Origin of the sequence: Streptomyces sp. NPDC087420 (genome assembly GCF_044744165.1) — a bacterium.
Classification (GTDB): domain Bacteria; phylum Actinomycetota; class Actinomycetes; order Streptomycetales; family Streptomycetaceae; genus Streptomyces.
This window is the reverse complement of sequence record NZ_JBIUXU010000007.1, coordinates 1-24194: the sequence shown is the minus strand read 5'-3', so window position 1 is coordinate 24194 and position 24194 is coordinate 1. Positions and strand designations below refer to the sequence as shown.

At 71.3% G+C, this 24194-nt stretch carries 10 protein-coding genes and 3 pseudogenes; 3 read left to right on the top strand and 10 right to left on the bottom strand.

Translation table 11 applies throughout. The features are described 5' to 3' along the window. Window positions 1-61: 61 nt before the first annotated feature. The 8 genes and pseudogenes from ACIO1C_RS15515 to ACIO1C_RS15480 form a co-directional block, all read right to left on the bottom strand. A pseudogene (locus tag ACIO1C_RS15515) lies at window positions 62-409 on the bottom strand (integrase core domain-containing protein); the annotation flags it as partial. Between the two features lie 38 nt (window positions 410-447). Then, complete coding sequence (locus tag ACIO1C_RS15510; protein ID WP_401863247.1) at window positions 448-1152, bottom strand: hypothetical protein; 705 nt, start codon at window positions 1150-1152, stop codon at window positions 448-450. A gap of 388 nt (window positions 1153-1540) precedes the next feature. Further along, window positions 1541-2308 carry a hypothetical protein gene (locus ACIO1C_RS15505; protein WP_401863245.1) on the bottom strand — a complete coding sequence of 256 codons (768 nt, stop codon included), beginning with the start codon at window positions 2306-2308 and terminating at the stop codon, window positions 1541-1543. Beyond that, window positions 2305-4161 (bottom strand): class I adenylate-forming enzyme family protein, encoded by a 1857-nt coding sequence (locus tag ACIO1C_RS15500; RefSeq protein ID WP_401863243.1) that lies wholly within the window; start codon window positions 4159-4161, stop codon window positions 2305-2307. Before ACIO1C_RS15500 ends, ACIO1C_RS15505 begins: the two co-directional genes overlap by 4 nt. Further along, window positions 4158-15524 carry an amino acid adenylation domain-containing protein gene (locus ACIO1C_RS15495; protein WP_401863240.1) on the bottom strand — a complete coding sequence of 3789 codons (11367 nt, stop codon included), beginning with the start codon at window positions 15522-15524 and terminating at the stop codon, window positions 4158-4160. Before ACIO1C_RS15495 ends, ACIO1C_RS15500 begins: the two co-directional genes overlap by 4 nt. Window positions 15525-15780: 256 nt before the next feature. Further along, window positions 15781-17400 carry an ABC transporter substrate-binding protein gene (locus ACIO1C_RS15490; RefSeq protein ID WP_401863237.1) on the bottom strand — a complete coding sequence of 540 codons (1620 nt, stop codon included), beginning with the start codon at window positions 17398-17400 and terminating at the stop codon, window positions 15781-15783. A gap of 5 nt (window positions 17401-17405) precedes the next feature. Next, window positions 17406-19622, bottom strand: coding sequence for a hypothetical protein (locus tag ACIO1C_RS15485; RefSeq protein ID WP_401863235.1), 2217 nt, complete (start codon window positions 19620-19622; stop codon window positions 17406-17408). 165 nt (window positions 19623-19787) lie between these two features. Further along, entirely contained in the window at window positions 19788-20096 is a 309-nt protein-coding gene (locus tag ACIO1C_RS15480; RefSeq protein ID WP_401863233.1) for a hypothetical protein, read from the bottom strand. A 164-nt stretch (window positions 20097-20260) separates the two neighbouring features. Here ACIO1C_RS15480 and ACIO1C_RS15475 point away from each other — a divergent pair, with 164 nt between their 5' ends. From ACIO1C_RS15475 to ACIO1C_RS15465, 3 genes and pseudogenes are all read left to right on the top strand, one after another. Then, on the top strand, window positions 20261-21268 hold the full coding sequence (locus ACIO1C_RS15475) for a hypothetical protein (protein WP_401863230.1): 1008 nt from the start codon (window positions 20261-20263) through the stop codon (window positions 21266-21268). Between the two features lie 90 nt (window positions 21269-21358). Then, a complete protein-coding gene (locus tag ACIO1C_RS15470; RefSeq protein WP_401863228.1) occupies window positions 21359-21625 on the top strand; it encodes a hypothetical protein in 267 nt (88 codons plus the stop codon). A 10-nt stretch (window positions 21626-21635) separates the two neighbouring features. Then, window positions 21636-21950 (top strand): annotated as a pseudogene (locus ACIO1C_RS15465) (transposase); the annotation flags it as partial. A gap of 391 nt (window positions 21951-22341) precedes the next feature. On the opposite strand, the gene ACIO1C_RS15460 reads toward ACIO1C_RS15465, so the two are convergent. After that, complete coding sequence (locus ACIO1C_RS15460; RefSeq protein WP_401864109.1) at window positions 22342-23265, bottom strand: pentapeptide repeat-containing protein; 924 nt, start codon at window positions 23263-23265, stop codon at window positions 22342-22344. 69 nt (window positions 23266-23334) lie between these two features. After that, a pseudogene (locus tag ACIO1C_RS15455) lies at window positions 23335-24075 on the bottom strand (transposase). Window positions 24076-24194: the final 119 nt, after the last annotated feature.

Genomic DNA, 24194 nt, shown 5'->3' with positions numbered 1-24194 from the left:
AGATGCGTACAGCGGATAGGTCGGCGAGCGCGCGGCGACTGCCGACGACGAGGTGGTAGGTGTATTGACTCGCAGGGTTGTTGACGCGGGTGAGGGGTGGCTGGCCTCCGAGTGCGGTGTGGCAGCGATGGTGGTTGTAGCTGTGGAGGAAGGTGTCGGGGGCTGCGGTGCGCTCCTCGTTGGTGGTGTAGGGCCGCAGGTAGGCCCATTCTTCGAGGAGGGTGCGGTTGAAGCGTTCGGCTTTGCCGTTGGTCTGAGGCCGGTAGGGGCGGGTCAGCTTTCCTGTGGCACCGATCTGGGTCAGGGCTTGTTTCCAGGCCAGGCCCTTGTGGTACGCCCAGGCGTTGTCGGTCAGTAGGCGTTCGATCCTCGGGATGCCCTGTTGGTGGAAGAAGGTGGCACGCGGCCAAGGATCCCGACGCTGACGCCGGGCGGGAGTCGGGGCCGTCACCGATACGAGTCCCGCCGTGGAGCGCCAGGACAAGGCTTGCGCAGGGCCGCGTAGTTGACCGCTTCGCGGATCATGCCGCCGGACATGCTGGAGCGCGCCTGTCCGTCGCCGGCGATGATCTCGACCACGGCGTTCGCGACGAGGAGACCACCGTGCTCCGCGATCATCCCGGCCGGCATGCTCAGTTCGTAGGCCAGCTCGGAGGAGGTGAGGTCGGGCCGGGCGGCGAGCATGTAGGACGGAAAGTCCTCGCCGGGCCGGACACGCTTCTCGTCGACCAGGCCCTCCATGATGGTACGGACCCTCCGACCGGCCTCGGACGCGTCGGCACCGGCGTCGAGGACTTCCCAGATGTCCGTCAGTACCTGCTCACTCTGCCAGCCCGAGGCGCCCAGGAGTTCACCGGCGACCATCACGGTCAGGGGCCGGATGAACTCCGCCGCCAGGTCCACCGTGCCGGGTCCGCCCTCGCCCGCGAGGAGCGTGATGAGTTCGTCGGCGGTGCTCCGGATCATGGTCCTGAGCCTGCGGTACTGCGGATGGCGGGGGTCCTGGAACGGCTTCGGCGCGGCGTCCCACGCCGCCCGGTGGCGCCCGTGGTCCGGACCGCCCCCCACCATCATGTTGTCCGCGGTCAGTGCGGGCAGGAGCGGCCGGTCGGCCGGGACGCGGCCTTCCTCCAGGGCGCGCCAGTACCGCATGCCCTTGGGCCACAACTCGTCGTTCTGGAGGACGTGCAGGGCCTCGGCGTACCCAGGACGAGCCAGGCCGGGACGCCGAGGAGTTCGACCGGTGCCACCGCGCCGTGCTGACGGCGCAACCGCTCGTGAACGATCTCGGGACGGTCGCGGTACTCAGGCCCCAGCAGAGCCTCCGGCGCGAGCGATTCGAGAGTGTCGGCCTCGGCGAAGTTCCGGGTGGCCGGCTCCATGTCAGTGTCTTCCCCTACAGGTGCGGCCTGCCGCGCGGCGGAACCGGCGATCGACCGCCGGCAGCGAGCACACCGTACGGTACGCCGTTCCCCCGGACCGGGGGCGTCCGTCCGCGCGTTCATGAGCGGTGTGCGGACCCGGCGGTTCCGGTCCGGGGTCAGGGGTACGGGCTGTCGTCCGGGCCGGTGATGTCGGCGCAGGTGGTGGCGGGGCTCTTGTCCTTGGCGAGGAAGATGGTCTGCGCCATCATCCGGTATCCCGACATCCCCTCGCGCAGGGTCTCGATGGACTCCTCCGGGTGCACGGAGTCGATCACGGCGTTCGGACCCACCGCGTTGAACTGGTGCGACACCCCGCGCGGTATCTGCATGTCCACCCAGGAGTTCGGCGGCACGATCACGTTGTGGCGTTGCCGGTCCACACCGGCGGGCGTACCGGGCAGCGCGTCGGTGAACGTGTTCAGGGAACCGGTCCAACCCGGGGCGGGGCGTACCGTGTTCGGGGACAGGCTGGAGACCCGGATCGTGGTCCCGGGGCCGGTCATCATCCGCACGAACCGCAGTCCGGTGTGCAGGTGCATGCGCGAGCAGATGTCGCGTGCGGAGGTGTCGTAGAAGTCCATCAGGTAGCGGTCGGCGAAGAAGCCCTCGAAGGGCGGCTCCACCATGTAGACGTCGCCTTCCTCGAACTCCTGCGCCTGTTTGAGCGCACCGGCCGGGGTCGGACTCGCCTTCTCCCTGCGGTGCGCCGCCCGGACCAGGCCGGCGAGGGCGTCGACCACGGCCAGGGCGACGTCCGGCGGGAGGGTCACCACCGGGGTCAGCCGGTTCCGCCCGGGGTCCTGGTGCCGCCGGACGTCGAGGATCTCGTCCTCGCCGTCGGGACACTGCTTCATCCGGCCGGTCGTTTCGGCGCCTGAGGTCATCCCGTCACTCCAGTGTCGTTGTTCGGTCCGGAATCCGGCCGCTGTGCCCACAGCACACCGCCCGCGTCGTACCGCCCGGCACGGAGTACCGAGCACCCCGAGGCCGGGAATCCGCGGTCCCGCAGCCGGGTCAGCCGTGTCCAGCGATCCGTCTCGCCGCTCCCGGTGGGGCTGTCCAGAAAGGCCAGGAGCGGACCCAGCGGCCAGCCGGGTCCACCGGCCGCGGGCCCGTGCGTGAGCACGAGCAGGGCGCCGCCGCCGAAGCGCGCTTCGGTGCCGAAGGGCACCGGCGGCCCCTCATACCCGTGGCGGGCCGCCACGTCCGCGGCGAGTTCTCCGTGCACGGCCAGGGGCCATTCGGTGAGCAGCGTTCCGCGCCACCGCGCCTTGGCCCGGGACAGTTCCGCGTCGTCCTCGGTGTGCCAGTGCTCCCGCAGGAAGTCGAAGGCGCCGAAGACGGCTTCGTCGCCGGCTCGCGGGTGGTCACCGGCCTGCGCGGCCAGCGCACGCAGGCCGGGGTCCTCGGCCCCGGAGCGCAGCAGGTGGTGCGCGGTGGCCGCGGCGTACCCCAGCAGCCGTTCGTACCGTGCGGGGGCCAGCCGGCGCGCGGCGAGGGCCCGGCTCATCGCTGTTCGCCGGGGCTTGCCGGTGGACGTCGTCAGGAACCCGCCGAACTGGAGCGCCGCCGGGCGCTGCGGCGCCCGCTCGTACAGGTCGCGTACGGCGGCGACCGGCTGTTCCGCGGCGATCAGCCCGATGTCGTGGCCGAGTGCGGGTTCGTCCACGGCGACCGCCGCGAAGCGGCCGGACAGGCCCGCGCGGCGCCAGCCGTGTTCGAGGTCGAGCGGGTAGTGCTTCTCGCCGCCCCGGTTGATGCGTTCGCCGGCGCGCCCGCGCAGCACCAGCAGGCCGTCACGGAGTTCGCCCAGATCGCCGGTGCGCAGCCAGCCGTCGTCGGTGACCGTGGCGGCGGTCGTACGGCTGTCCTGCCAGTAGCCGGTCATCAGGTCCGGGGTTCTGATCCACACCTCGCCGGACTCCAGCCGCAGTTCGGTGTCCGGCAGCGGCGCTCCGACCGGGGGCACGTGCTCCAGGTACTGGTCGCGGAACTCGGCGTCGTCGAGCCGGGGCATGGTGAAGCTGAAGTTGACCGCCTCGGTCAGGCCGTAGCCCTGCCGCAGGCGCGGGCCGTACCTGCGGTGGAAGCGGCGGGCGAGGTCGCTGGTCAGCGGGGCGGCTGCGGTGATCAGGTACTCCAGGCCGTCCGGCCAGTCGGGACCGGTCTCCACCAGGTCCGCCAGCAGGGCGGGCACGATGGACGCGGTCCTGGCCCCGGCGGCGCCCAGCGCGGCGAAGTAGCCGACCGGGTCGAAGCCGGCTTGCAGGGTCAGCGGCGTACCGGTGAGGTGTGTGCCGATCAGGGACATGACCAGCGCGTTGCAGTGGTACAGCGGGAGGCAGGTCCCGTGCGGGCGGTCCGGTGTCAGTCCGTGCAGCGCCGCCGTCCTGGCCGCGTTGCCGCGTACCGCCCGCCGGCTGAGCATGACCCCCTTCTGCGGGCCGGTGGAGCCCGAGGTGAACATGATGAAGGCGAGATCGTCCGTCGGGGCGTGGATGTCGGGCGGGCCGGTATGGTGCAGCCCGCGGACGTCCACCAGGGCCGTCGCGGACACCCGCTCGGCGATGCCCGCCACCGCCTTGTCGGTGGCGCGCGGGTGCTGGGGGACCGCGACGAGCCCGTGGTCGAAGCAGGTGAGCAGGGTGTCCGCCAGCGCACGGCCGCCCGGGAGCCTGATCACCACCCGGGCGCCCGGGGGCAGTTCGGTGAGGGCGTCGGGCACGGTGCCGGTCAACGCGGCCTCCTCAGCAGGTCGCGGAGCTGGACTCCGATGTCGTCCACGTGCTGCGGCTGCATCACCTGATGGTGGAGCGCCGTAATATGACGGATCGTCAACTCCCCGCCGGTACAGGGCCGCCACCGCTCGTGGTGCGGTACGTCACGGGGCGTACGTGCCCCCGCTTCGAAGTAGGTGGTGTCTCCCGGGTAGCGCGGTGGCCGGTAGGCCCGCGCGAGCCGGTCGTTGTGGCGCGACACCGCGATGACCCGTCTGATGTCGTCCTCGGTGAACCGGGCGAACAGGCTGCCTTCCCGGTGCAGCAGCGCCGAGACGGTGTCGAAGTCGAGGTCCGCCTCGGCGAACTGTTTGTCGTCGAAGCCCGCGGCCGTCAGCAGCACCCGGAGGACACGCTGGTCGTCGACGGGCCGTTCCGGTCCGCCTTCGGTGCCGACGACCGTGTCCACCAGGAACAACGACCCGGCGGGCTCGCCCAGTTCGTACAGCCGGACGGCCATCGCATGCGCCACGAGTCCGCCGAAGGACCAGCCGACGAGGTGGTAGGGGCCGCCCGGGCGGACCGAACGCAGCAGGTCCACGTATCGCTCGGCCATCGCCTCGACGGTGCCGGGCAGCTCGGCCACGCCGCCGGGGCCCTCGGCCTGGATCCCGTACACCGGGTGGTCCCGGTCGATGTGCCGCAGCAGGCCCGAGTACAGCCAGCTGATCCCGCTGAGCGGATGTACGCAGAACACCGGCGCCGCCGGGCCGTCCGGCCGGAACGGCACGAGGTGCGCGGGCGTGCCGCCGGCCGGTGCGCGCTCCAGCAGTCCGCTCAGCGCGGCGGGAGTGGCCGCCTCGAAGACGTTACGGATCGTCGGTTCCAGCCCGAGCACGGCCCGCACCCGGTCGGTCAGCCGGGCCGCGAGGAGCGAGTGGCCGCCCCGTTCGAAGAAGTTGTCGCCCGGACCGACCCGGGGCAGGTCCAGCACCTCGGCGAAGATCTGGCACATCAGGTGCTCGCGGAGGTTCTCCGGCGGCGGCGAGTCGCCTGCCGACGCCCAGTCCGGTTCGGGCAGCCGGTCGCGCAGCAGCTTCCCGTTGGCGCTGAGGGGGAGCCGGTCCAGCGCGAGCAGACGGGTGGGCACCATGTAGTCCGGCAGGTGCCGGGCCAGGTACGCGCTCACCGGCCGCAGGTCGGCGCCGGCCGGGGCGACGCCGCCGGCGGGAACGACGTAACCGACCAGGCGGCGGTCGTCGGCCTTCCTGTCGTGTACGGCCACGGCGGCGGCCTCGACGTCCTGGTGCCGGGCGAGCACGGCCTCGATCTCACCGAGTTCGACACGGTGTCCGCGGATCTTCACCTGGTCGTCGGTCCTGCCGTGGAAGCGCAGCACCCCGTCAGCGGTCCACGACGCGAGATCGCCGGTGCGGTACATCCGGCGCCCCGCCGGGTCGAAGGGGTCCGCGACGAACCGGGTCGCGGTCAGCCCCGGCCGGTGCAGGTAGCCCGTGGCCACGCCCGCGCCGGCCACGTACAGCTCACCGGTCACGCCCGGTGGTACCGGCCGCAGCCTGGCGTCGAGCACATAGCACCGGGTGTTCCACAGCGGCCGTCCGAGAGGCACCGTGGCGGTCGTGACGCGGCCGACCGCGTGGGTGGTGGACCAGACCGTGGTCTCCGTGGGGCCGTAGCAGGCCAGCAGGGACGCCGTGAGGCCGGTCAGTGCCTCGGCCAGCTCACGCGGTACGGATTCGCCGCCGACGACCGCGCGGATGTGGCGCAGCCGGTCCGGCCGCCGGGTCACGAGGGCCTGCCACAGCGACGGCGTCGCCTGCATCACGGTGACCTGGTGCCGGTCGAGCAGGGCGGACAGCTCGTCGGGGTCCCGCAGCGCGCCCTGGCCGGCGAGCACCATCGTCGCGCCGGTGACCAGCGGGAGGTACAGCTCAGGTTTGGACATGTCGAAGCTCGCGGGCGCGACGGCCAGTACACGGTCCCCGGCGCCGACCGCCAGCCGCTCGCGCAGGGCGAGCACCAGGTTCGTCAGCGCGCTGTGGGGCACGACGACGCCCTTGGGCCGCCCGGTGGAGCCCGAGGTGTACGTCACGTATGCCGTGGTCTCCGGCACGGACGCCGGGTCGTCGGAGCCGGCGGTGACTGTGAGCGCGGGGGCGTGGCGCACCACCAGCAGGGGGCGGGCGTCCGCCAGCAGCGCCGCGATCCGTTGCGGCGGCAGTGCGGGGTCCACCGGCAGGTAGGCGGCGCCGAGGGACTGGACCGCGAGGAGAGCGGCCGGCAGGTCGGGGTCACGTCGCAGCTCCAGCGCGATCAGGCTGCCGGGACCGGCGCCACGGGCGCTGAGCCGCGCCGCGATGCCGGCCGCCCGTTCGGACAGCTCCCGGTAGGTGAGTACGGTTTCCCCGTGCCGTACGGCCGGTGCGCCGGGAGTACGGAGCACCTGGGCCGCGAACAGGCCGGCCACGGTGGTGGCGGGCACGTCGTGGGCGGTGGAGTTCCAGCGGCCGGTCAGTTGCTCGCGCTCACCGGGGACGAGGACCGGCAGGTCGGTGATCGCGCGGTGCGGGTCCGCCACCACCGCCCTCAGGAGGTGTTCCAGCCGCGCGAGCAGCAGCCGGGCGGAAGCGGGCGTGAAGAGTTCGGTGTCGTACTCCAGCACGCCTTCGACGCCGTCCTCCGCCCCATGTTTCGCGTGGTGCTGGCGCAGGCTCCACAGCAGGTCCATGCGGGAGGCGCCGCCGTGCGCGGCGAGCGGTTCGGCCCGTACGCCGGGCAGGTCGAACTCCGCTGGCGGTGTGTCCTGGAAGGCCAGCATCACCTGGAAGACGGGGTGGCCGGACAGGGTGCGCGGTGGGTTGACCGCCTCGACCACCTGCTCGAAGGGCACTTCCTGATGGGCGAAAGCGTCGAGGTCGGTGGTCCGGACCCGCTCCAGCAGTTCGGTGAACGTGGGTGCGCCGCTGAGGTCGGTGCGCAGCACCACCGTGTTGACGAAGCAGCCCACGGTGTCGTGCAGCGCGTCGTCGTGCCGGCCGGCCACCGGGGTGCCGACGGGGATGTCCTCACCGGCGCCGAGCCGCGACAGCAGCACCGCGACGGCGGCGTGCATCACCATGAAGAAGCTGGTGCCGGTGGACCGTGCGAGCCGGGTCAGCCGGGTGTGCAGGCCGGCCTCCAGGGCGAATTCGACGCTCTCGCCGCGATGCGCGGACACCGGCGGCCTCGGGTGGTCGAACGGCAGCGGCAGCGCCTCCGGGGCCCCGCGCAGCGTCCGCGTCCAGTAGGAGATCTCCGGGCGGAGGTCGAGACCGCGCTGCCACAGGGCGTAGTCCGCGTACTGCGTGGGCCGGCTCGTCCAGCGCGGGGCCTCGCCCGCGACGCGTGCCCGGTAGGCGGTGGACAGGTCGCGGGCCAGCGGTGCCAGCGACCAGCCGTCCGCGGCGATGTGGTGCAGCAGGATCAGCAGGGCGTGCCGCTCGGGCGCGGTCTCGAAGAGCAGGACGCGGACGGGGAGTTCGGTGGTGAGGTCGAAGACGTGGGTGGCCGCGTCGGCAAGCAGGCCGGGCAGTTCGGCCTCCGATGTGGTCACGCGCCGGAACGGCGGCTCCTGCGCCGTACCGATGTGCTGGTAGGGCTCGCCGTCGATCTCGGTGACGGTGGTACGCAGGCTTTCGTGCCGCAGGAGTACGTCACCGAGGGCCGCGCGCAGGTGCTCCTCCGACAAGGGGCCGCTCAGCCGGACCGCGAAGGACATGTTGTAGACCGCGTTGGGTCCGGCGAACCGGCTGAAGAACCACAGTCGGCGCTGTGCGGGAGAGAGCGGGATCCGCTCCGGCCGCGCAGCCGGGACGAGCCGGTCGCGCGGTGCGCCGGCCTGCTCCGGCAGGAGCCGCGCCAGGTCGGCCACGACAGGGGCGTCGAAGAGGGTACGGATGCTCAGCTCGCATCCGGTCTCCGCCCGCACCCGGTTGATCAGGCGGGTGGCCAGCAGCGAATGCCCGCCCAGATCGAAGAAGCTGTCCTCCGCGCCGACCCGGGGGACCCCCAGTGTCTCCGCGAACAGCGCGCACAGGAGCCGTTCCCGCCCGGTCGCGGGCGGGCGGCTCACCGGCAGCGCGGACTCCGGTCGCGGCAGGGCTCGGCGGTCCAGCTTGCCGTTGCCGGTCAGCGGTATCCCGTCGACCGGCAGGATGAACGCGGGCACCATGTACGCGGGCAGGACCGTCCGGGCGTACGCGCGCAGTTCGGCCGGGGCGGGCTCCCCGGTGGTCACGGCGTAACAGAGCAGTCTGCCGCCGTCCGCGTCCGGGTCGGCGAGCACCACGGCGCGCTCCACGGCGGGGTGCCGTTCGAGGACCCGCTCGATCTCCCCGGGTTCGATCCGGTAGCCGCGGATCTTCACCTGCTGGTCCGTCCGGCCCAGGTACTCCAGCGTGCCGCCGGTCCGCCGCCGCGCGAGGTCCCCGGAGCGGTACATGCGGGCGCCGGGCGCGCCGAAGGGGTCGGCCACGTAACGGCACGCGGTGAGCGCGGGCCGTCCGAGGTACCCGAGCGTCACACCAGGACCGGCCACGTAGATCTCGCCGGGGCAGCCCGGCGGCACCGGCCGCAGCGCGTGGTCCAGCAGGTGCAGTCGCAGGTCGGGCAGTGCGGTGCCTATGATGCCGGCGGTCTCTTCGGGATCGGTCAGCTCGGCGTAGGTCGCGTGCACGGTGGTCTCGGTGATCCCGTACATGTTGACGAGCTTCGGGCGGCCGGGGCCGTGCCAGGAGCGGATACGGGAGGGCTCCAGCGCCTCGCCGGCGAACACGACGACCCGGAGCGCGGGCAGCGCGGGCGGCCCGTCCGGCTCCGCCTCCGCCTCGGCCCGCATGAGTTGGTAGAACGCCGAGGGGGTCTGGCTCAGCGCGGTGACCCGCTCCCGGGCGAGCAGGTCGAGGAGTGCGCGGGGTGACGTGGCGACCTCGTCCGGCACGACCACCAGGCGGCCCCCGCGTCCCAGCGCGGTCCACAGCTCCCACACGGAAACGTCGAAGGCGTACGAGTGGAACAGCGTGTGCACGTCGTCGTCACCGAAACCGAACCGGCTGTCGGCCGCCGCGAGCAGCCGCCCGACGTTGTGGTGCGACACGACGACGCCCTTGGGGGTTCCGGTGGAGCCCGAGGTGTAGATCACGTAGGCGACGCTGCCGGGATCCACGATCAGCCCGAGGTCGTCCGCCGCGTAGGGAGCGGCCGGGTCGGTGCCGTCGAGCACGAGCTGCTGATGGGGCACCGCGAGCGGCTCGCCCGTCACGACGAGCACGGGATCGGCGGCGGCCAGCACCTGCCGTACCCGCTCCTCGGGGTGGGCCGGGTCCAGGGGCAGGTAGCCGGCTCCCGATTTCAGCACGGCCAGCACCGCGACCACGAGGTCCGTGGAACGCCCCAGCACCAGGGCCACCAGGCGGCGCGGTCCGGCCCCGCGCGCGACGAGGAGCCGCGCGAGGCGGTTCGCCCGCGCGTTGAGTTCCCCGTACGACAGGGTGGTGTCCCCGCAGGTGAGGGCGGGGGCCGTGGGTCGCCGGCGTACCTGGGCCTCGAACAGTGCGGGCAGCGCGAGCGGGGCGGCCGGTGTGGACGAGGCGGAAGGGGCGGGCTGCGCGGCCGGGCCGTCCGGCACCGGCGGGTCGGCCTCGTCCGGCAGCAGCAGGCCGAGCCGGCCCAGGCTCGCCCGCGGATCCGCGGTCATCCGGTGGAGCAGCGCACCGAGCCGGTCGAGGAGGCGGCGGGCCCCCTCCTCGTCGAACAGGTCGGTGCTGTGGTCGAGGCTCAGCCGCAGGCGGCTGCCCGGCATGGCGATGAGCGTCAGCGGGTAGTGCGTACCGTCCCGGCCCTGGATGTCCCGGAGTTCCAGGCCGGGCACGAGGTCGCGCAGTTCGTCCGCGTCGACCGGGTAGTTCTCGAAGACCACGACGGTGTCGAACAGTTCGGCGTGCCCTGCTATCGCCTGAAGGCGCGTCAGGTCGGCGTGCTGGTGGTCCAGCATGGCCAGTTGCTGGGCGCGCAGTTCGGCCAGGGACTCGGCGACCGACCGGTGTGGGTCGAGACGGACCCGCACCGGGACGGTGTTGATCAGCAGGCCGACGATGTGTTCCGCACCGGGCAGTTCTGCCGGCCGGCCGGAGACCGTCGCGCCGAACACCACGTCGTCACGGCCGGTCAGGGCACCGAGGAGGACCGCCCACGCCAGTTGCACCACGATGTTGGCGGTCAGTCCGTACTGGCGCGCCACGGCGTCGACCCCCGCACTCGTGGCGTCGTCCAGCGCGGTCGTCACCCTGTGCCGGGCCCCGGCCGAACCATGCCGTCCCGCCCCGCCGACCAGTGTCGGACCGTCCACGGAGGAGAGCAGCGCGCCCCAGGCGGCCTCGTCCGCGCGAATGTCCCTCGTGGACAGCCAGTCGAGGAAGTCGCGGTACGGAATCGCGGGCGGCAGCGCCCGGCCGGCGTAGAGCGAGAACAGCTCCCTGATCAGGATCGGCATGGACCAGCCGTCGAGCAGGAGGTGGTGCGTGGTCAGCACGAAGGTGTACCGCTCGCCGGCACGTCGCAGCAGGGCCGCGCGGACCAGCGGAGGGCTGGCGAGGTCGAAGCGCCGCCTGCGGTCGGACTCCAGGAAGCGCTCCAGGTCGTCGTGCGCGGCCATCTCCTGCCACTCCACGGCGAAGTCCGGGGTGACGACCTGTACGGGACGTCCCGACGGGCTCTGCCGGACGGCCGCGGAGAGCTGGGGATGGCGCAGGAGCAGGCGGTGGAGCGCGTCGCGCAGCGCGGCGGGGTCCAGTGTGCCGCCGAGTTCGAAGACGAACTGCACGAGGTACGGGTCGGTCCCGTCGTGGTCGTAGAGCGAGTGGAACAGCAGTCCCTGGGCCAGTGGGGGCAGGGGCAGTGCGCCGGTCGCCCGGGCGCGGGCCCGGCGGGTCAGCGCCGCCAGCACGTCGAACCACCGGGTCGCGAGTTCTTCGACCCGGGCCCCGGTGAGCAGCGCGCCCGGCCAGGACCAGTGCGCCACCAGCCGGGGGCCGTCCGGGTGATCGGTGATGATCGTGTCGAGTTCCACGGTGTGGCTCATCCCCAGCCCGCCACCGGTGGCCGGGCCGAGCACGGCGGCGTCGGGCAGGACCGCCCAGTCGCCGTCACCGACGTCGAGACGGCCCAGGTAGTTGAACGCGAAGTGCGGCGACGGCCGGGCGGCCAGCACCGGGCCGCTCTGCGGGTTGAGGTGGCGCAGCAGGCCGTACGCCAGCCCTTGGCGGGCGGCGTCCCGCGTGCGGGCCCGCACCCTGGCCACCGCTCCGTCCAGCGCGGTCGGATCCGTGCGGGCGTCCGCCCAGGAGCAGCCGGGGTCGAGTTCCACGGGGAACAGGGTGGTGAACCAGCCGACCGTACGGGACAGATCCAGGTTGGCGGCGAACTCCTCGCGCCCGTGGCCTTCGAGGTCCACCAGCACCGCGTCCGGTCCGTCCCGCCAGTCGGCGGCGGCCAGGGCGAACGCGGTCAGGAGCAGTTCGTGCACCGAGCAGTCGAAGGCCGCGGTGGCCTCGGTGACCAGCCGCGCGGTGAGCGCGCCGGGCAGGGTGGTGGAGTGCCGGCGCCGGGTGGCCTCGGTGTCCACCCCGCTGTCCAGGGCGCGTCGGGCGACGGGTGCGTCCTCGGGCGGTGTGCGCCACCGGCGGAATTCGTCGAGCACGGACGCGTCGTGTGCGTGGTGCACCAGGGCTTTCGCCCACTGGGGGAAGGGAGTTCCTGTCGGTTGCAGCCGCGGTGTGTCCCCGCGCCTGACGGCTTCCCAGGCGACCCGGAGGTCGTCCTGGAGGATGCGCCAGGAGACGCCGTCGACGCTGAGGTGGTGCACCGTGAGGGTCAGCTCGCCCGGCTCCCCCGGTCCGGGATCCGACCATCTCGCGTGCACCACCTGGCCGTCCTCGGGAGTGAGCGCGGCGTCCGGCCGGTTCAGTTCGACGGTGGCGCCGGGCAATACCTCCAGGGACCACAGCGTGTCCACCGTGGTCAGGGAGAGTCGCAGCATGTCGTGGTGGTCCACCAGCGCCTGCACCACCGCGCGCACCTGCGCCGCGGTCATGTCCGCCGGGGTACGTACGGTCAGGGACTGCACGAACCCGTCGATCGGGCCGCCCCGTTCGCGCAGCCAGTGCATGATGGGCGTCAGCGGGACCGTGGGGTCGTCCGCGTCGCCCAGCCGGACCTGACGTCCCGTTTCCTGCCACGCGCCGGCGCCCTCCGCGAGGCCGGAGACGGTGGGTGTGCGGAACACGTCCGGGGTGCTGATGGCCAGACCGGCCCGCTGCGCCGCGCCGGCGAGTTGGATCGCCTTGATGCTGTCGCCGCCGAGCTGGAAGAAGTCCTGGTCGAGCGGGACGTCGGCCAGGCCGAGGACTTCGCGGAACAGCGTGGCGATCCGGTGCTCCGCCGGGGTACGGGGCGCCTGTGCCGTCTCCGTCCTCCCGGTGCCGGGAGCGGGCAGTGCGGCCCGGTCGAGCTTGCCGTTGGGGGTCAGCGGCAGCCGGTCCACCTCCACCACGGCCGAGGGCACCATGTACGGGGGCAATCGGTCCGCCACCTCACCGAGCAGCGATGTCGTGTCACCCGACGCGACCACGTAGGAGACCAACTGCCGTACGCCCGGCCGGTCCTCGCGCAGGACGGTCGCGGCCTGCCGCACGCCGGGCCGGCCCAGCAGGGCGGCGTCGATCTCGCCCAATTCGATCCGGTGGCCGCGCAGCTTGACCTGTCCGTCGGCGCGCCCGGCGAACTCCAGCCGCCCTTCGTCGTTCCAGCGGGCCAGGTCGCCCGTGCGGTAGACGCGGGCGCCGGGCGGGCCGGACGGGTCGGCCACGAAGCGCTCGGCGGTGGCGACCGCCCGGCCGAGGTAGCCGCGCGCGATCCCCGTACCCCCGAGGTACAGCTCGCCCACCACACCGGGCGGCGTCGGTCGCAGCGCGTCGTCGAGTATCAGCACCCGCTTGCCGTCCAGCGGCGCGCCGATGGGGACCGTGCCGGTGTCCCCGGGCACTTCCGCCACCACGAACCTGGACGCGAACACCGTGGTCTCGGTGGGCCCGTAGCCGTTGACGACGGTGAGTTCCGGCAGTGCGGACAGCACGGCGCGTACCGCCCCGGGGGACACCACGTCACCGCCGGTCCAGACCTGGCGCACCCCGGTGAGGCACGCGGGGTCCTCCGTGGCGATCACATGGAACAGCCCCGCGGTCAGCCACAGTCCGGTGATCCCGGTGGCGGCCGTGACCCGGGACAGTACGGCCGGGTCCAGCCGTCCCGGCGCGGCGACGACCACCTCACCGCCGGTCAGCAACGGAACCCACAGTTCCAGGTTGAACGCGTCGAAGGCGTGGGGGGAATGCAGCAGCACCCGGTCCGCGCCGCCCTCGAACCACCACCGGTCGGCGGCGAGTCCGGCGAGGTTGCCCTGGGTGACAGCGACCCCCTTGGGCCGTCCCGTGGAGCCGGAGGTGAACATCACGCACGCCAGCGCTTCCGGCGTGACCCGTGGCTCCGCCGCGAACCCGGTCCCCTTCGCCCGTACGTCCAGCTGCCTCACACCACGGTCGCGTGCCCGCGCGACGATGCGATCCCCTTCGGTCTGCCGGTCGGTGAGCAGCAGCCGTACTCCCGCGTCGGACAGCACGGCTTCCTGCCGGGAGAGCGCGTCGTCGCGCTGCAACGGCACGTAGGCCGCACCCGACTTCACCACCGCGAGGGCCGCGACGACCAGGTCCACCGATCGTTCGAGCAGCAGCGCGACGGTCCGCTCCGGGCCCGCGCCGGCCGCGGCGAGTGCGGCGGCCAGCGCCGAACTCCGTTCGTCCAGTTCACGATAGGTCAGCCGCTCGCCCGTCCCGGCCGAACGCACCGCGAACGCACCGGGCGTACGGCGCACCTGTCCGGCGAACCGGCCGACGGCCGTGCTGGCGGACGCCACCGACGAGCGTCCACCCGTGCCGAGGGCGGCGCTGTGCCGGCGTTCCGCCACGGTGGTCGCCGCCATCCGCGCCACCGGTGTGTCCCGGCCGGCCTCCGCCACCTGCCACAGCACGTGCGCGAAGCGGCCGGCGACGTCGTGCAGCAGCTTCTCGCCGTGGTTGGCGGGGTTGGCGTCGAAGTCGAGGCGCAGTACGCCGTCGCCACGGTCGTAGGCGACGATCGAAAGGTCCTCGGAGGGGGGCGCCTGAAGGTTGTGGACGGTCGCGGTCACCGACCCGAACCGTAACGGCCGGTCGAAACGCTGGATGTTGAGCACCGGGCCGAAGAACTTCCGGCCGTCCTCGGGGTATCCCAGTTCGCGCCGCAGGTGCTCGCCGCGGTACCGCTGGTGCCTGCGTACCAGCCGAAGTTCGGTGGCAACCTGGTCGAGCAGGGCCCCTACGGTGGCGGCCGGATCGACGTGCAGCCGCAGGGGGAGGACGTTGGCCGACATGGCGGGCACGGTCAGGGCGGGGTCGGCCGGGCGGCCGGCGACCGGCAGGCTCAGGACGATGTCCCGGCTGCCGGTCACCGCGTGCAGGTAGACAGCGGTCGCCGCGGTGAGCAGCCGGGTCCAGCGGTGCCCGAGGCGCTGGGCACCGGCCCGCAGCGCGGCGAACTCCGCTGCGGGCAGCACCCGGGTCAACCGCAGCGAACCAGGAGCCGGGGCCGGACGGGTACCGAGGCTCAGGACGTCCGGCCGCCCGGCCAGCCGCTCCAGCCACCGGTCCCGGTCGGCGGCGCGGTCGGCGCCCTCCCGGTAGGCGGCCTCGGCCCGTACCAGGGAACCGAGTCCGGTCCAGCCGCTTTCCGGGACATCGCGCCCGTCGTGCAGACAGGTGTAGATGTCCGCGACGCGTTCGGCGAACAGGGCCATGCCCGCGCCGTCGAGAGCGATGTGGTGAACCCGGAGGAACACCAGCGTGCGGGCGTCGGTGACGCGTAACACCGCGCCCAGGAACAACGGCCCGGCGTCGCCGTCCCCGGCCGTGCGGGCCCGCATCCACTTCTGTGCGGCGGCGTCCGGGTCGGACTCCCCGCGCAGGTCCACCACTTCGACGGTGTGTTCCGGATCGGGGAGAAGCCGTTGCACCGGTAAGGAATTTCCGGTCTCACCGATGTGGACGTTGATCGCTTCGCAGTCGTCCGCCGCCCTGGAGACCGCCGTGGCGACGAGGCCGGCGTCGACGCCGCCGTCCAGGACGAGGTACTCCGCCCACCGGTAGGAGCCGGGACGGCCGAGCCCGGCACGTTCCGCGAGCCAGACCCCGAGCTGGGCGTCGGTGAGGGGCAGTTCAGGGCAGCTTTCGGACATGAGAATGAACATCCCCATCGGTCGTGCCGGCGTGGTGCCGGCGCCTGCCGTCGGATGTGGCCTGGGCTGATCAAGGAGTGGTCATTCCTATCGAAACACAGCAGGCAATGGGAGAGTAAAGACTCGGCAATATGTTCTATCTCACGTTTGATGACGGGCCCGCCACACACGGGGACGCCCGACGACAACGGACCCGGCGGGGGCGCTACGTCAGGAGCGAGCGCGCCGGCCGGGTCCGGTGGTGGCGGGACACCCCTCAGGGGGCGCGGCTGGGAATGACACAGTTCTTCGGCTGTTCCAGGCCGACGGGCCAGCCCAGGCCGACGAACCTCAGCCGGCCGAGGCCCTTGCCGGCCGGCTCCAGTTGGACGACCGCGACCGGCTTGTCGTACGCGTTCCCGCCGCTGGTCAGGCAGATCAGGCCGCTCGTGCCGCGCACCCTGTGCCGGGACTGGAGCAGTGACCACTGCCTGCCGACGTCCTCACGGCCGGGCACCGTCTCGGCGCCGCCGCCCTGGGCCTCGTGCAGTGCCGTGCCGATGGTGACCAGGCCGTCGTACACGAGCATCGTCCGGGAGTCGGCCAGGTTCAGTCCGTCCCCGAGCCGTACCCCCTCGCCGCGTGCCGTCTCGATCTGCTTCTTGAGGGTGTCCAGGGCCGCCTTGGGCTCGGTGAGGTACTGAGGGAGTTCCTGGCCGGTGGGTGGGCGGCCGTGGTCCGCGACCCACTGCTCGGTCCAGCGGGCCAGCTCGACGGTCCAGGCGTCCGGGTGCGCGGGGGCGGCGTACTGCACCGTCACCTTCGCCCTGCCGCCCTCGCCGCGCAACTCGTCCCAGTCCTTCGCCGTCATGTCCTGCCGGAGCGAGGCGGCGTCGGAACCGCTGACGATGGTGTAATGCCGGTCCTTACAGCCGACTTGGGCGAGTTTGAGCGCGAAGATCCGCAGGTGCAGTGTGCGCCCCGCGAAGTAGACGGTGTCGGCCTCAGAGTCACAGATGTTGTTGGCCGCCTGGGTGAACTGGTTGCCGGTCGAGCCCGGTTCGTCGATCGCCGGAGACTCGAAGGACATCGCGGCGGGACCGGGCGGGCCCTTCTCCTCGATGCCGCTGAACGCCTTCGCCAGCGACTGGTTGTAGTTGTCGGGGCGCTTGTCGTACACGAGCACGGTCTTGAGGTTCTCCCGGCCCCGCTCGCCGTTGAAGTTGGCCAGCGCCCGGGCCGCGTCGAGGTTGGTGGGGATGATCCGGGCGAGGCCCGGGAACCGCAGCCGCGCCATCCCGTCCGCCTCGTCCTCGTTCGCTATCCGGTCCCCGCTGATCCGGGAGGCGAGTACCGGGACCTTGTGTTCCGTCAGGCGCCTGACGGCTTGCTCCGTGGCGTCGAGGCTGAGGTTGAAGCCCGTGACCGCGCGCAGCCGGTCCTCGGACGAATCGGCCATCTTCAGCAGGGTGTCCACGACCTTCTCCTGCCGCCCGTAGTTCCGCCCGGGGTTGGCCAGCACCAGCCGGATCTTCGGCGGTTCCCCCTCGCCCTCGTTGGCCTGCCGCTGCCCCAGATACGCGCCTTGGAGGTCGCTGCGCATCTGCCGGCGCAGTGCCGGCCTGTCCGACTGGAGCGGCAGCATCATCGCCACGGTGACGTGGGGCTCGCCGTCGATCCTCTTGTTCTCGTCCGCGATGGCCCGGGACACGTCGCGGATCTCCGGTGTGCCGAAGTCGTAGCCCGTGCCGTCGACCCCGATGCACTCGCCGCTGATCCGCTCGATCCCGTCGGTGCAGGTGTCCGGTTTCTGGAGGATGGAGTAGGCGAACAAGCCGCACGTCAGGACCGCCCCCACGGTCAGCAGCGTGTAGAGGATCTTCTTCCATTGGGGCATCCCCGTTACCTCCTTCGCCCGAGCTGATCGGTACAGGTGCAGCGCAGCAGCGGCTGCTCGTTCTCCGCCAGACCGCTCCAGTCCGTGGCGGTCCTGCCGAGCTGTCCCGCGCCGTCGAACTCCATGATCGAGAGAAGGTCCAGCAACTTGGCCAGGGTGCGGGCCGTCTCCTTCCCGGTCGGTCTGGTCCGCTCCTCGCACAGCCACACCGCGTGCAACAGCTGGTCGACGGTGCGGCGCAGCGCCGGTCCTTCCGCCGTCAGCAGACCCTGGGCGCGTTCACGCCGGGCATCCGCTCCGCGCGGGTAGGGCGCCTGGGCGATCTCCAGCAGCTCCGCGCACCACTCCCGGGGGCGGCCGGGCAGTGTGGCGGCCAGATGCCGGACCACGTCGTCCGCACCGCCGGACACCAGGTGGTGGTTCATCCGGTGTGTCATAACCGAACGGAACGCCGTACCGCCCGGAGCCCCACGCCCCGGAGCCCCACGCCCCGGAGCCCCACCCCCCGGAGCCCCGTCGTCCGCCGCCGCGCGACTCGCGTAATGGTCCCGCAGCAGGTGGTGGTCGGCGTACCAGGCGGCGCCGTCCGGGCGCAGCCCGTACAGCCGGTGCACCAGCAGTTGGCGCAGCCCGAAGTCGCCCACGAAGTGCCGCTCGCAGCTGGGCCACCCGGTGTCCGTGAGCAACTGCGACACGTGATGGGCCGTCAAGTAATGCACGTGGCCCGACTGGTGGTGGCGGAGCAGGACGTCCGCGCACTCCTCGTCGTGTGCCACCGACAGGTGGGTGAGCAGATCGAGCCACTGGTCACGCAGCTCGGTCGGCAGCCGCACCGGTAACTGGTCCAGGACCAGTTCCTTCAGCAGCACCGCCGCCACCGGCTGCTCGGGGGCGCCGTCGCCGGGCAGCCGTAATGGGGCATCCAGTACGTCGCGGTCGTTGGCGTCCGCCGGCATCCGGAAGGCGGCGGTGGCGGCGGCCAGCCGGATCACCGTGTGCGGTCGTCCGCCGCTCAGCCGCGCCACTGCGGCGTCGATGCGGCGGCGGTTCGTGCCGCCCTCCGGCTCCGCGCGCTGCTGCATGCGCTCGGTCTCCCGGCGCAGTTGGTCGCCGGTGAGGAAAGGCATACGGAGGACGAGCATCCCGTCGGCCAGCGGGGCGCGGTCCGCTCCTCCGCCGGTGCGGCGGGACCACGCGGGCGGACCGCCGTCGGACGGCCGGAACTCCGCCGGGGGCACCACCTCGTCGGGGGGCAGGCCGCCGTGCAGAAACGCGCCGCCGTCCGCGCTGCGCGCCGTGCCCACGATCACCACGCGGTCGCGCTGCCCGCCCCGGCGGTCCGCGAGCACGGCACGCAGCAGTCGCTCTCCCAGGGGCGACTCGGCGTGGTCCAGCAACAGCCCCGGGCGGCCGACCCGGAGGAACCAGCCGCGCGGCGAGGCATACGACGCCTCAAGGTCCTCGCGCAGCGCCCGGAAGAGGAAACTCTCTGCCAGCTCCCGGGCTTCGCCGCCGGCCTGGAAGTCGACGGCGAGGTTGCGCAGCCCGTGCTTGGGCTGGCCGGCCGCGCCCGGGTACGTGCCGTAGATCCGCTCCAGTTCCGCCCTGCCCCGGGGGGCCAGGCGCTCGAAGAGGGCGTCCAGCAGGGCGTTGCTCACCGCCGCCGAGTAGGGGTCGAGCGCTTGGCCGGAGAGGGTGATCAGCAGATTCCGGAAGCTTCCGCGCAGGACACCCCGCCAGAAGTCACCCGTCCTGAGGATGGCGATGCGCTGCTTCTGCGGCAGGTCCTCGTACCGTTCGACCTCCGTCCCGACCGCCTCGGGAGTCCCCTCCCTGGCGCCGGTCGCGATCATGGCGAGGCCCGCGAACAGACGCGGGAAGGCGAACGAGCCCCCTGCCCCCTGCCAGGTGCAGAGCCGCCGGGCGCCCTCGACCAGCAGTTCGGTCGTGTCCGAGCGGGCGCCCGGCTCCGCCTCCGCCCGGTCCGCGTACACCGGTGAGCCGCAGTCCAGATAGATCACCGGGACCATGGTGGCGAAACGGTCCCGTACCGCGCGCAGCAGCCGACCCTTGCCCATGCCCGGTCCGCCGGTGAGCAGCACCACGGGAAGGTCGGGGTCGTACAGCCTCTCCCGGCTGCCGCCGGACGGCGACCGCCCGAACAGGCGCGCGAAGAAGCCCTCCTCACCGAGTAACTTCTCGAACCCCAGATCGTCACGCACGGGCCCCCCATGAAATGCCGTTCCGCCCCGGGCCATGGTCGCGGACGACCGACGCGCCGGAACGAGGCCAGTGGAACACGAAACCTTCCATGGAGCAACGGCCGCCACGGGGACGGGAGTTGCCGAATCCGCTGTGCCCCGGAAGCGAAGGAACGGCCCCTGTGGTCAGACCAGGGCGGTTGCCGGCCGGGCGCGGCCACCTCCCTTTACGACCTGGTCGGTGCAGGCGCGCCTGAACGCGGCGGACACGTCCGTGCCGAAAGCGTTCTGGAGGGCGCGGCCGAGTTCGCCGCTGTCCCAGATCCAGGGCACGAGGTCTTCCTGCCAGGCGGGGTGGGAGTAGATCTCGATCGACGTGTCCCACTGGCCCGGCAGTTGGCGCGCGAGGTCGCGGGCAGCGTCGCCGATGAAGCGCCGGTTGCTCGTGTGCACGCTGGTGCGGTGCCGATCCGCGCGCATGACCAGGTCGGCCATGGTGGTTCCGTTGCCGTCCGGGGGCAGGTGGTAGACGCCGTCGTCACTCCGCCGGAAGCCGCTCTCCGGCGATCGTCGGCTATGTTGCGCCGTGACCGCGGCCCAGGCTTCTCGGAAGCGGATGTTCGATCCCGCCCGGCGGTCATGAATGGGAGAATCGTTCCATGCCGGATCTCTTGCCTTCAGACGACTCGGACGCAGGGACTTCCGCTCTCGACACCAGCGTCATCCCGCTCGGTGAGCGCGCCCTACGGGGCGTTCTTGGGCACGTAGTCTCTGTCGGCGACGAGGCCGAGGCGACCTACCTCGAGGTCAAGAGCCCACTCGACATGAACAGCAAGGCGACCGCGGCCAAGATCGCAAAGTTCCTCCTGGGCGCAGCGAACCGGCGTCCGGGGGAGGCGGCTCGACACTTCCACGGCTACGCGGTCCTGGTCATCGGCGCACGGAAGAACAGCGCTCCCGGAGTATTGCGCGGAACCGAGGCGCACGAGCTTGAGGACCGGCTCCGCCCCTACCTCGGGCCCCAGTTCCCGGCCTTCGAGTTCGGCCGGATCGGCATCGACTCCGATCACGAGGTCCTGTTCGTCATCGCCCAGCCGCCGGAGGATGGCCAGACGATCTTCCCGTGTCACAAGAGCTATCAGAGTGGCGACCGCCGCGACAGCCTCGAGGACGGCGCGATCTACGTTCGAGGCACCAGCAACACGAGGCCCGCACGCTCCGGAGAGGTCCTCGCCCTCGTTGAGCGCGTCCGCCGGGGCGGGAGGCCACCGATTGACCTTGAGGTGCAACTGCTCGGCCCGATCTGCAGGGTCGACCGCGTGGACGAGGCCCTGGAGAGCCTGCGCCGCTACGAAGAAGAGCAGTTCACCAAGCAGCCGACATCGGCTGAAGACACTCTCGCCTCGACACCGTTCATATTGCCGTCGAGCGTCTTCGGCAGCCCGAAGCCGCTGTCGACGGAGGACCGAGAGCAGGCGCTCGCCGCATGGCAGAGCAAGAAGGCCGAGCACATCGCCAAGGGTCGGGAGCACCTCCTAGGCGTCGGGCTGCCGGGTGCCGGCGTCCAGGTGGTCAGTCGCGATCGTTTCGTGGCCAAGCCGCACCTGATTCTGACGTTCCATAACTGCCAGGTGCTGGACTACCTCGACCCGGACGACGCAGACTAGAAGGCCGTCGAACCAGTACTGGGGCCGCACGAGCCGTTCCTACCGAGCTTCGACCACTCGACTATCCGGCCCCTCCCACGGGGCTATCCCGTGACCTGGAGCACCCACGGCGAGGACGCCGAAGTTGTGCTCACGCCGGAGTCGTTCCGTCCGAACGTACTTTGGACGAGCGACCAAGACGACTACGTCATCATCGCGAAGGATTCTCATGCCAGTTCGGTGGAGGTCTCGTGGGAACTTACCGAGGACGGCAACGACGCGGTGACCAGTGGTGAGCTCCGGGTGCCCACCGAGCTCCTCGTTGACGCGGCCGACCTGTTCAAGTCGGTCTTCCTCAGCACGGACGAAGACCTCTGATAATGATCTCGTGGTGGGTCGTGGTGACCTGACGGATGTGGCGTGGGAACGCGTAGCGCCCCTGCTGCCAGGTGTTGATGGTCGTAAGCGGCAGTGGCGTGATCATCGGCAGGTAATCAACGGAGTGTTATGGCGTTAGCGGATGGGTGCTCCCTGGCGTGCACTGCCGGAATGCTATGGGCCGTGGCAGACGGCCTACGAGCGGTTCGCCCGCTGGGAGGCGGACGGAACCTGGGCCCTTCGGCTGGAGCAGGCCCAGGTCCGAGTGAGATACCCGCGGAACCCTGGTGATCACTCAAACGGACACTACGAGTTCAACCTGAGTGCATGGACCATGGGCCGCCCATGGGACGGCCAGACCCCGGACTGAGCGGAGCACGGTGCGTGCTCCGCTCGGAGTTCTCTCTTCAGCAGTCGTCGGTGAGCGGCGGGCGAGTGCCGCTCCGGAACCGGAGATCCTGGGTGAATGTGGAGAGCGGGCGTAGCCGATCCCGGATGTTTGTGGTCGGCACCTAATCGCTGGCTGGAGTCGGTACTTTTGCGTGGTCGTACAGTTCGAGACGACCGTCTAGAGGAGGCCCCAGCCCTCCTCGACGCTCTGGCCCATCCGCCATGCTGCCTGCGCTGCGAGGTCGTGGCCTTGGTGCGCCGTCCTGCCCTTCTGTAAGGACGGACCAGACCATCCTGACCGTCCCCGGACGCGACGGGGCCCGTGGTCATGGACGCGCATCTTCGACTCCGGCGAGCCGTGCGATCACGTCCGGGTGCGCCGCGATATCAGGCGGCAGCTTGGTGTCAGACCTCGGAAAGGCTGAAACGGCCTGCTCGACGGTCAAACTTCGGCAGTGGGTGAGATCCGCGCTGTAGAGCTGGGCGTTGGTGAGATTCGCACCGTCAAGGTCGGCGTTGGTGAAATCTGCCTCGTGGAGGTGGGCACCAGTGAGATTCGTGCCGTGAAGCCATGCGTTGGTGAGGTTCGCGCTGTGGAGACCGGAGTTGGTGAGGTTCGCGTCGTGGAGCTGGGCACCAGTGAGGTTCGCACCGTCGAGCCGGGCGTTGGTGAGGCAGAGCCAGGTCAGGTCGGCGGTTTGGGCCGGATCGATGTGGCGGCGTGAGCCGGGAAAGGTAAGGGCGGTCAGGGCTGCCTGGACGTCGGCATCCGGAACCTCCTGTGGCCATGGGTCGGGTGCGGTCCGGTTGAGAGCCTCCCGGAGCGCGGCCGCCCCCATCGCTCCTCTCCCTGCAGCGGAGTCCGCAGGAGCCGTGGCAGGAGGTACGCGCCGGCGTATGAAGGCGTTCAGGACCTGAGCGGCGTGGGTGGCCTGGTCGGGAGAGTCCTGCACGATCTGCTCCAGCGCAAAGACACCCCCGATCCGTACGTCCAGCTCGTCCGATCCGAGCCGCTCCAAGGCCTTGGTGAAGCGGTCGGTGACCTGCCCTCGGCGGCTGAGCCGGTAGTTCTGCGCCGTGCATGCCAGCGCCAGCGCTGCCGCGGCCTGGATCAGCGCCAGCCGGAACTGCCCCTCCGCCGAAGCCCGCACTTCGGGAGCCAAGCCATCCCACTCAGGCCGGGCCATGGGCACCACCGCGCGGAGCGCCGGCCCGCCCCACCACACCGTCCCCACCACGATCACCATCACGGCGACCAAGGCGAGGAATCTACGACGCCGCTTCACAACCGCTTCATGACATACGACTAAGACCGTGTCCTATGTGGTGAGGCGGGCGAGTCGTTTGTAGCAGCAGATAGCGGCGGCGAGGCCGAGAAAGGCCAGGTAGTTGCGGGGGTAGCGTTCGTAACGGTGGTTGAGACGGCGGTAGCCGGTCAGCCAGGACATGGTGCGTTCGATGACCCATCGTCGGCGTCCTAACCGTTCGCTGGACTCGACTCCTTTACCCGCGATGCGTACGCCGATGCGTTTGCCCCATAGCCATTTTCGCAGGTGGGGGACGTCGTATGCCTTGTCTGCGTGCAGGCGTTGGGGCTTGAAATAGCGGCCGCGGTGGGGGTTGTGTCTCAGTCCGTTCGCGTCCGACAAGACGTGCATCTTGGAACCCTGCCTGCCCCGGTCCACGGGGCTCGGACCTGTGAGTTCGCCCCCTTTTTAGCCCTCACGTGCGCTGAGTTGAGAACGGCCCGTGACAGATCGAGCAGGCCGGCGTCGTCCAGGCGATGAAGGGTCTCCGCGTGCAGCCGACCCCACACACCGGCTCTGGACCAGATACAGGAACCTGCGGTGGGCCGTCGACTTCGATATCCCGAAGCACGGCGGCAACGCCCGCCAGGCACATCCGCTGACCAGGACGTAGATGATCGCGGCGAACAGCGTCTCATCAGGCGTGTCCTGCGTCCCGCCGCCCTGCGGCCGCACCTTCGACGGCGGGATCAGCGGCTCCGCGATCTCCCACAGTCCGTCCGGAACAATCCAACTCCACGCACCCCGCCCCATGACCGACCCAACGAGCCAACCCCACCTAGGGGTCGTCTTCAAAGGTCAGATCCAGAGCAGTATCGAGGCGATGGTGAGGGCGGCTTGGTAGGACTCACGGGTCTTGTCGTAGCGAGTGG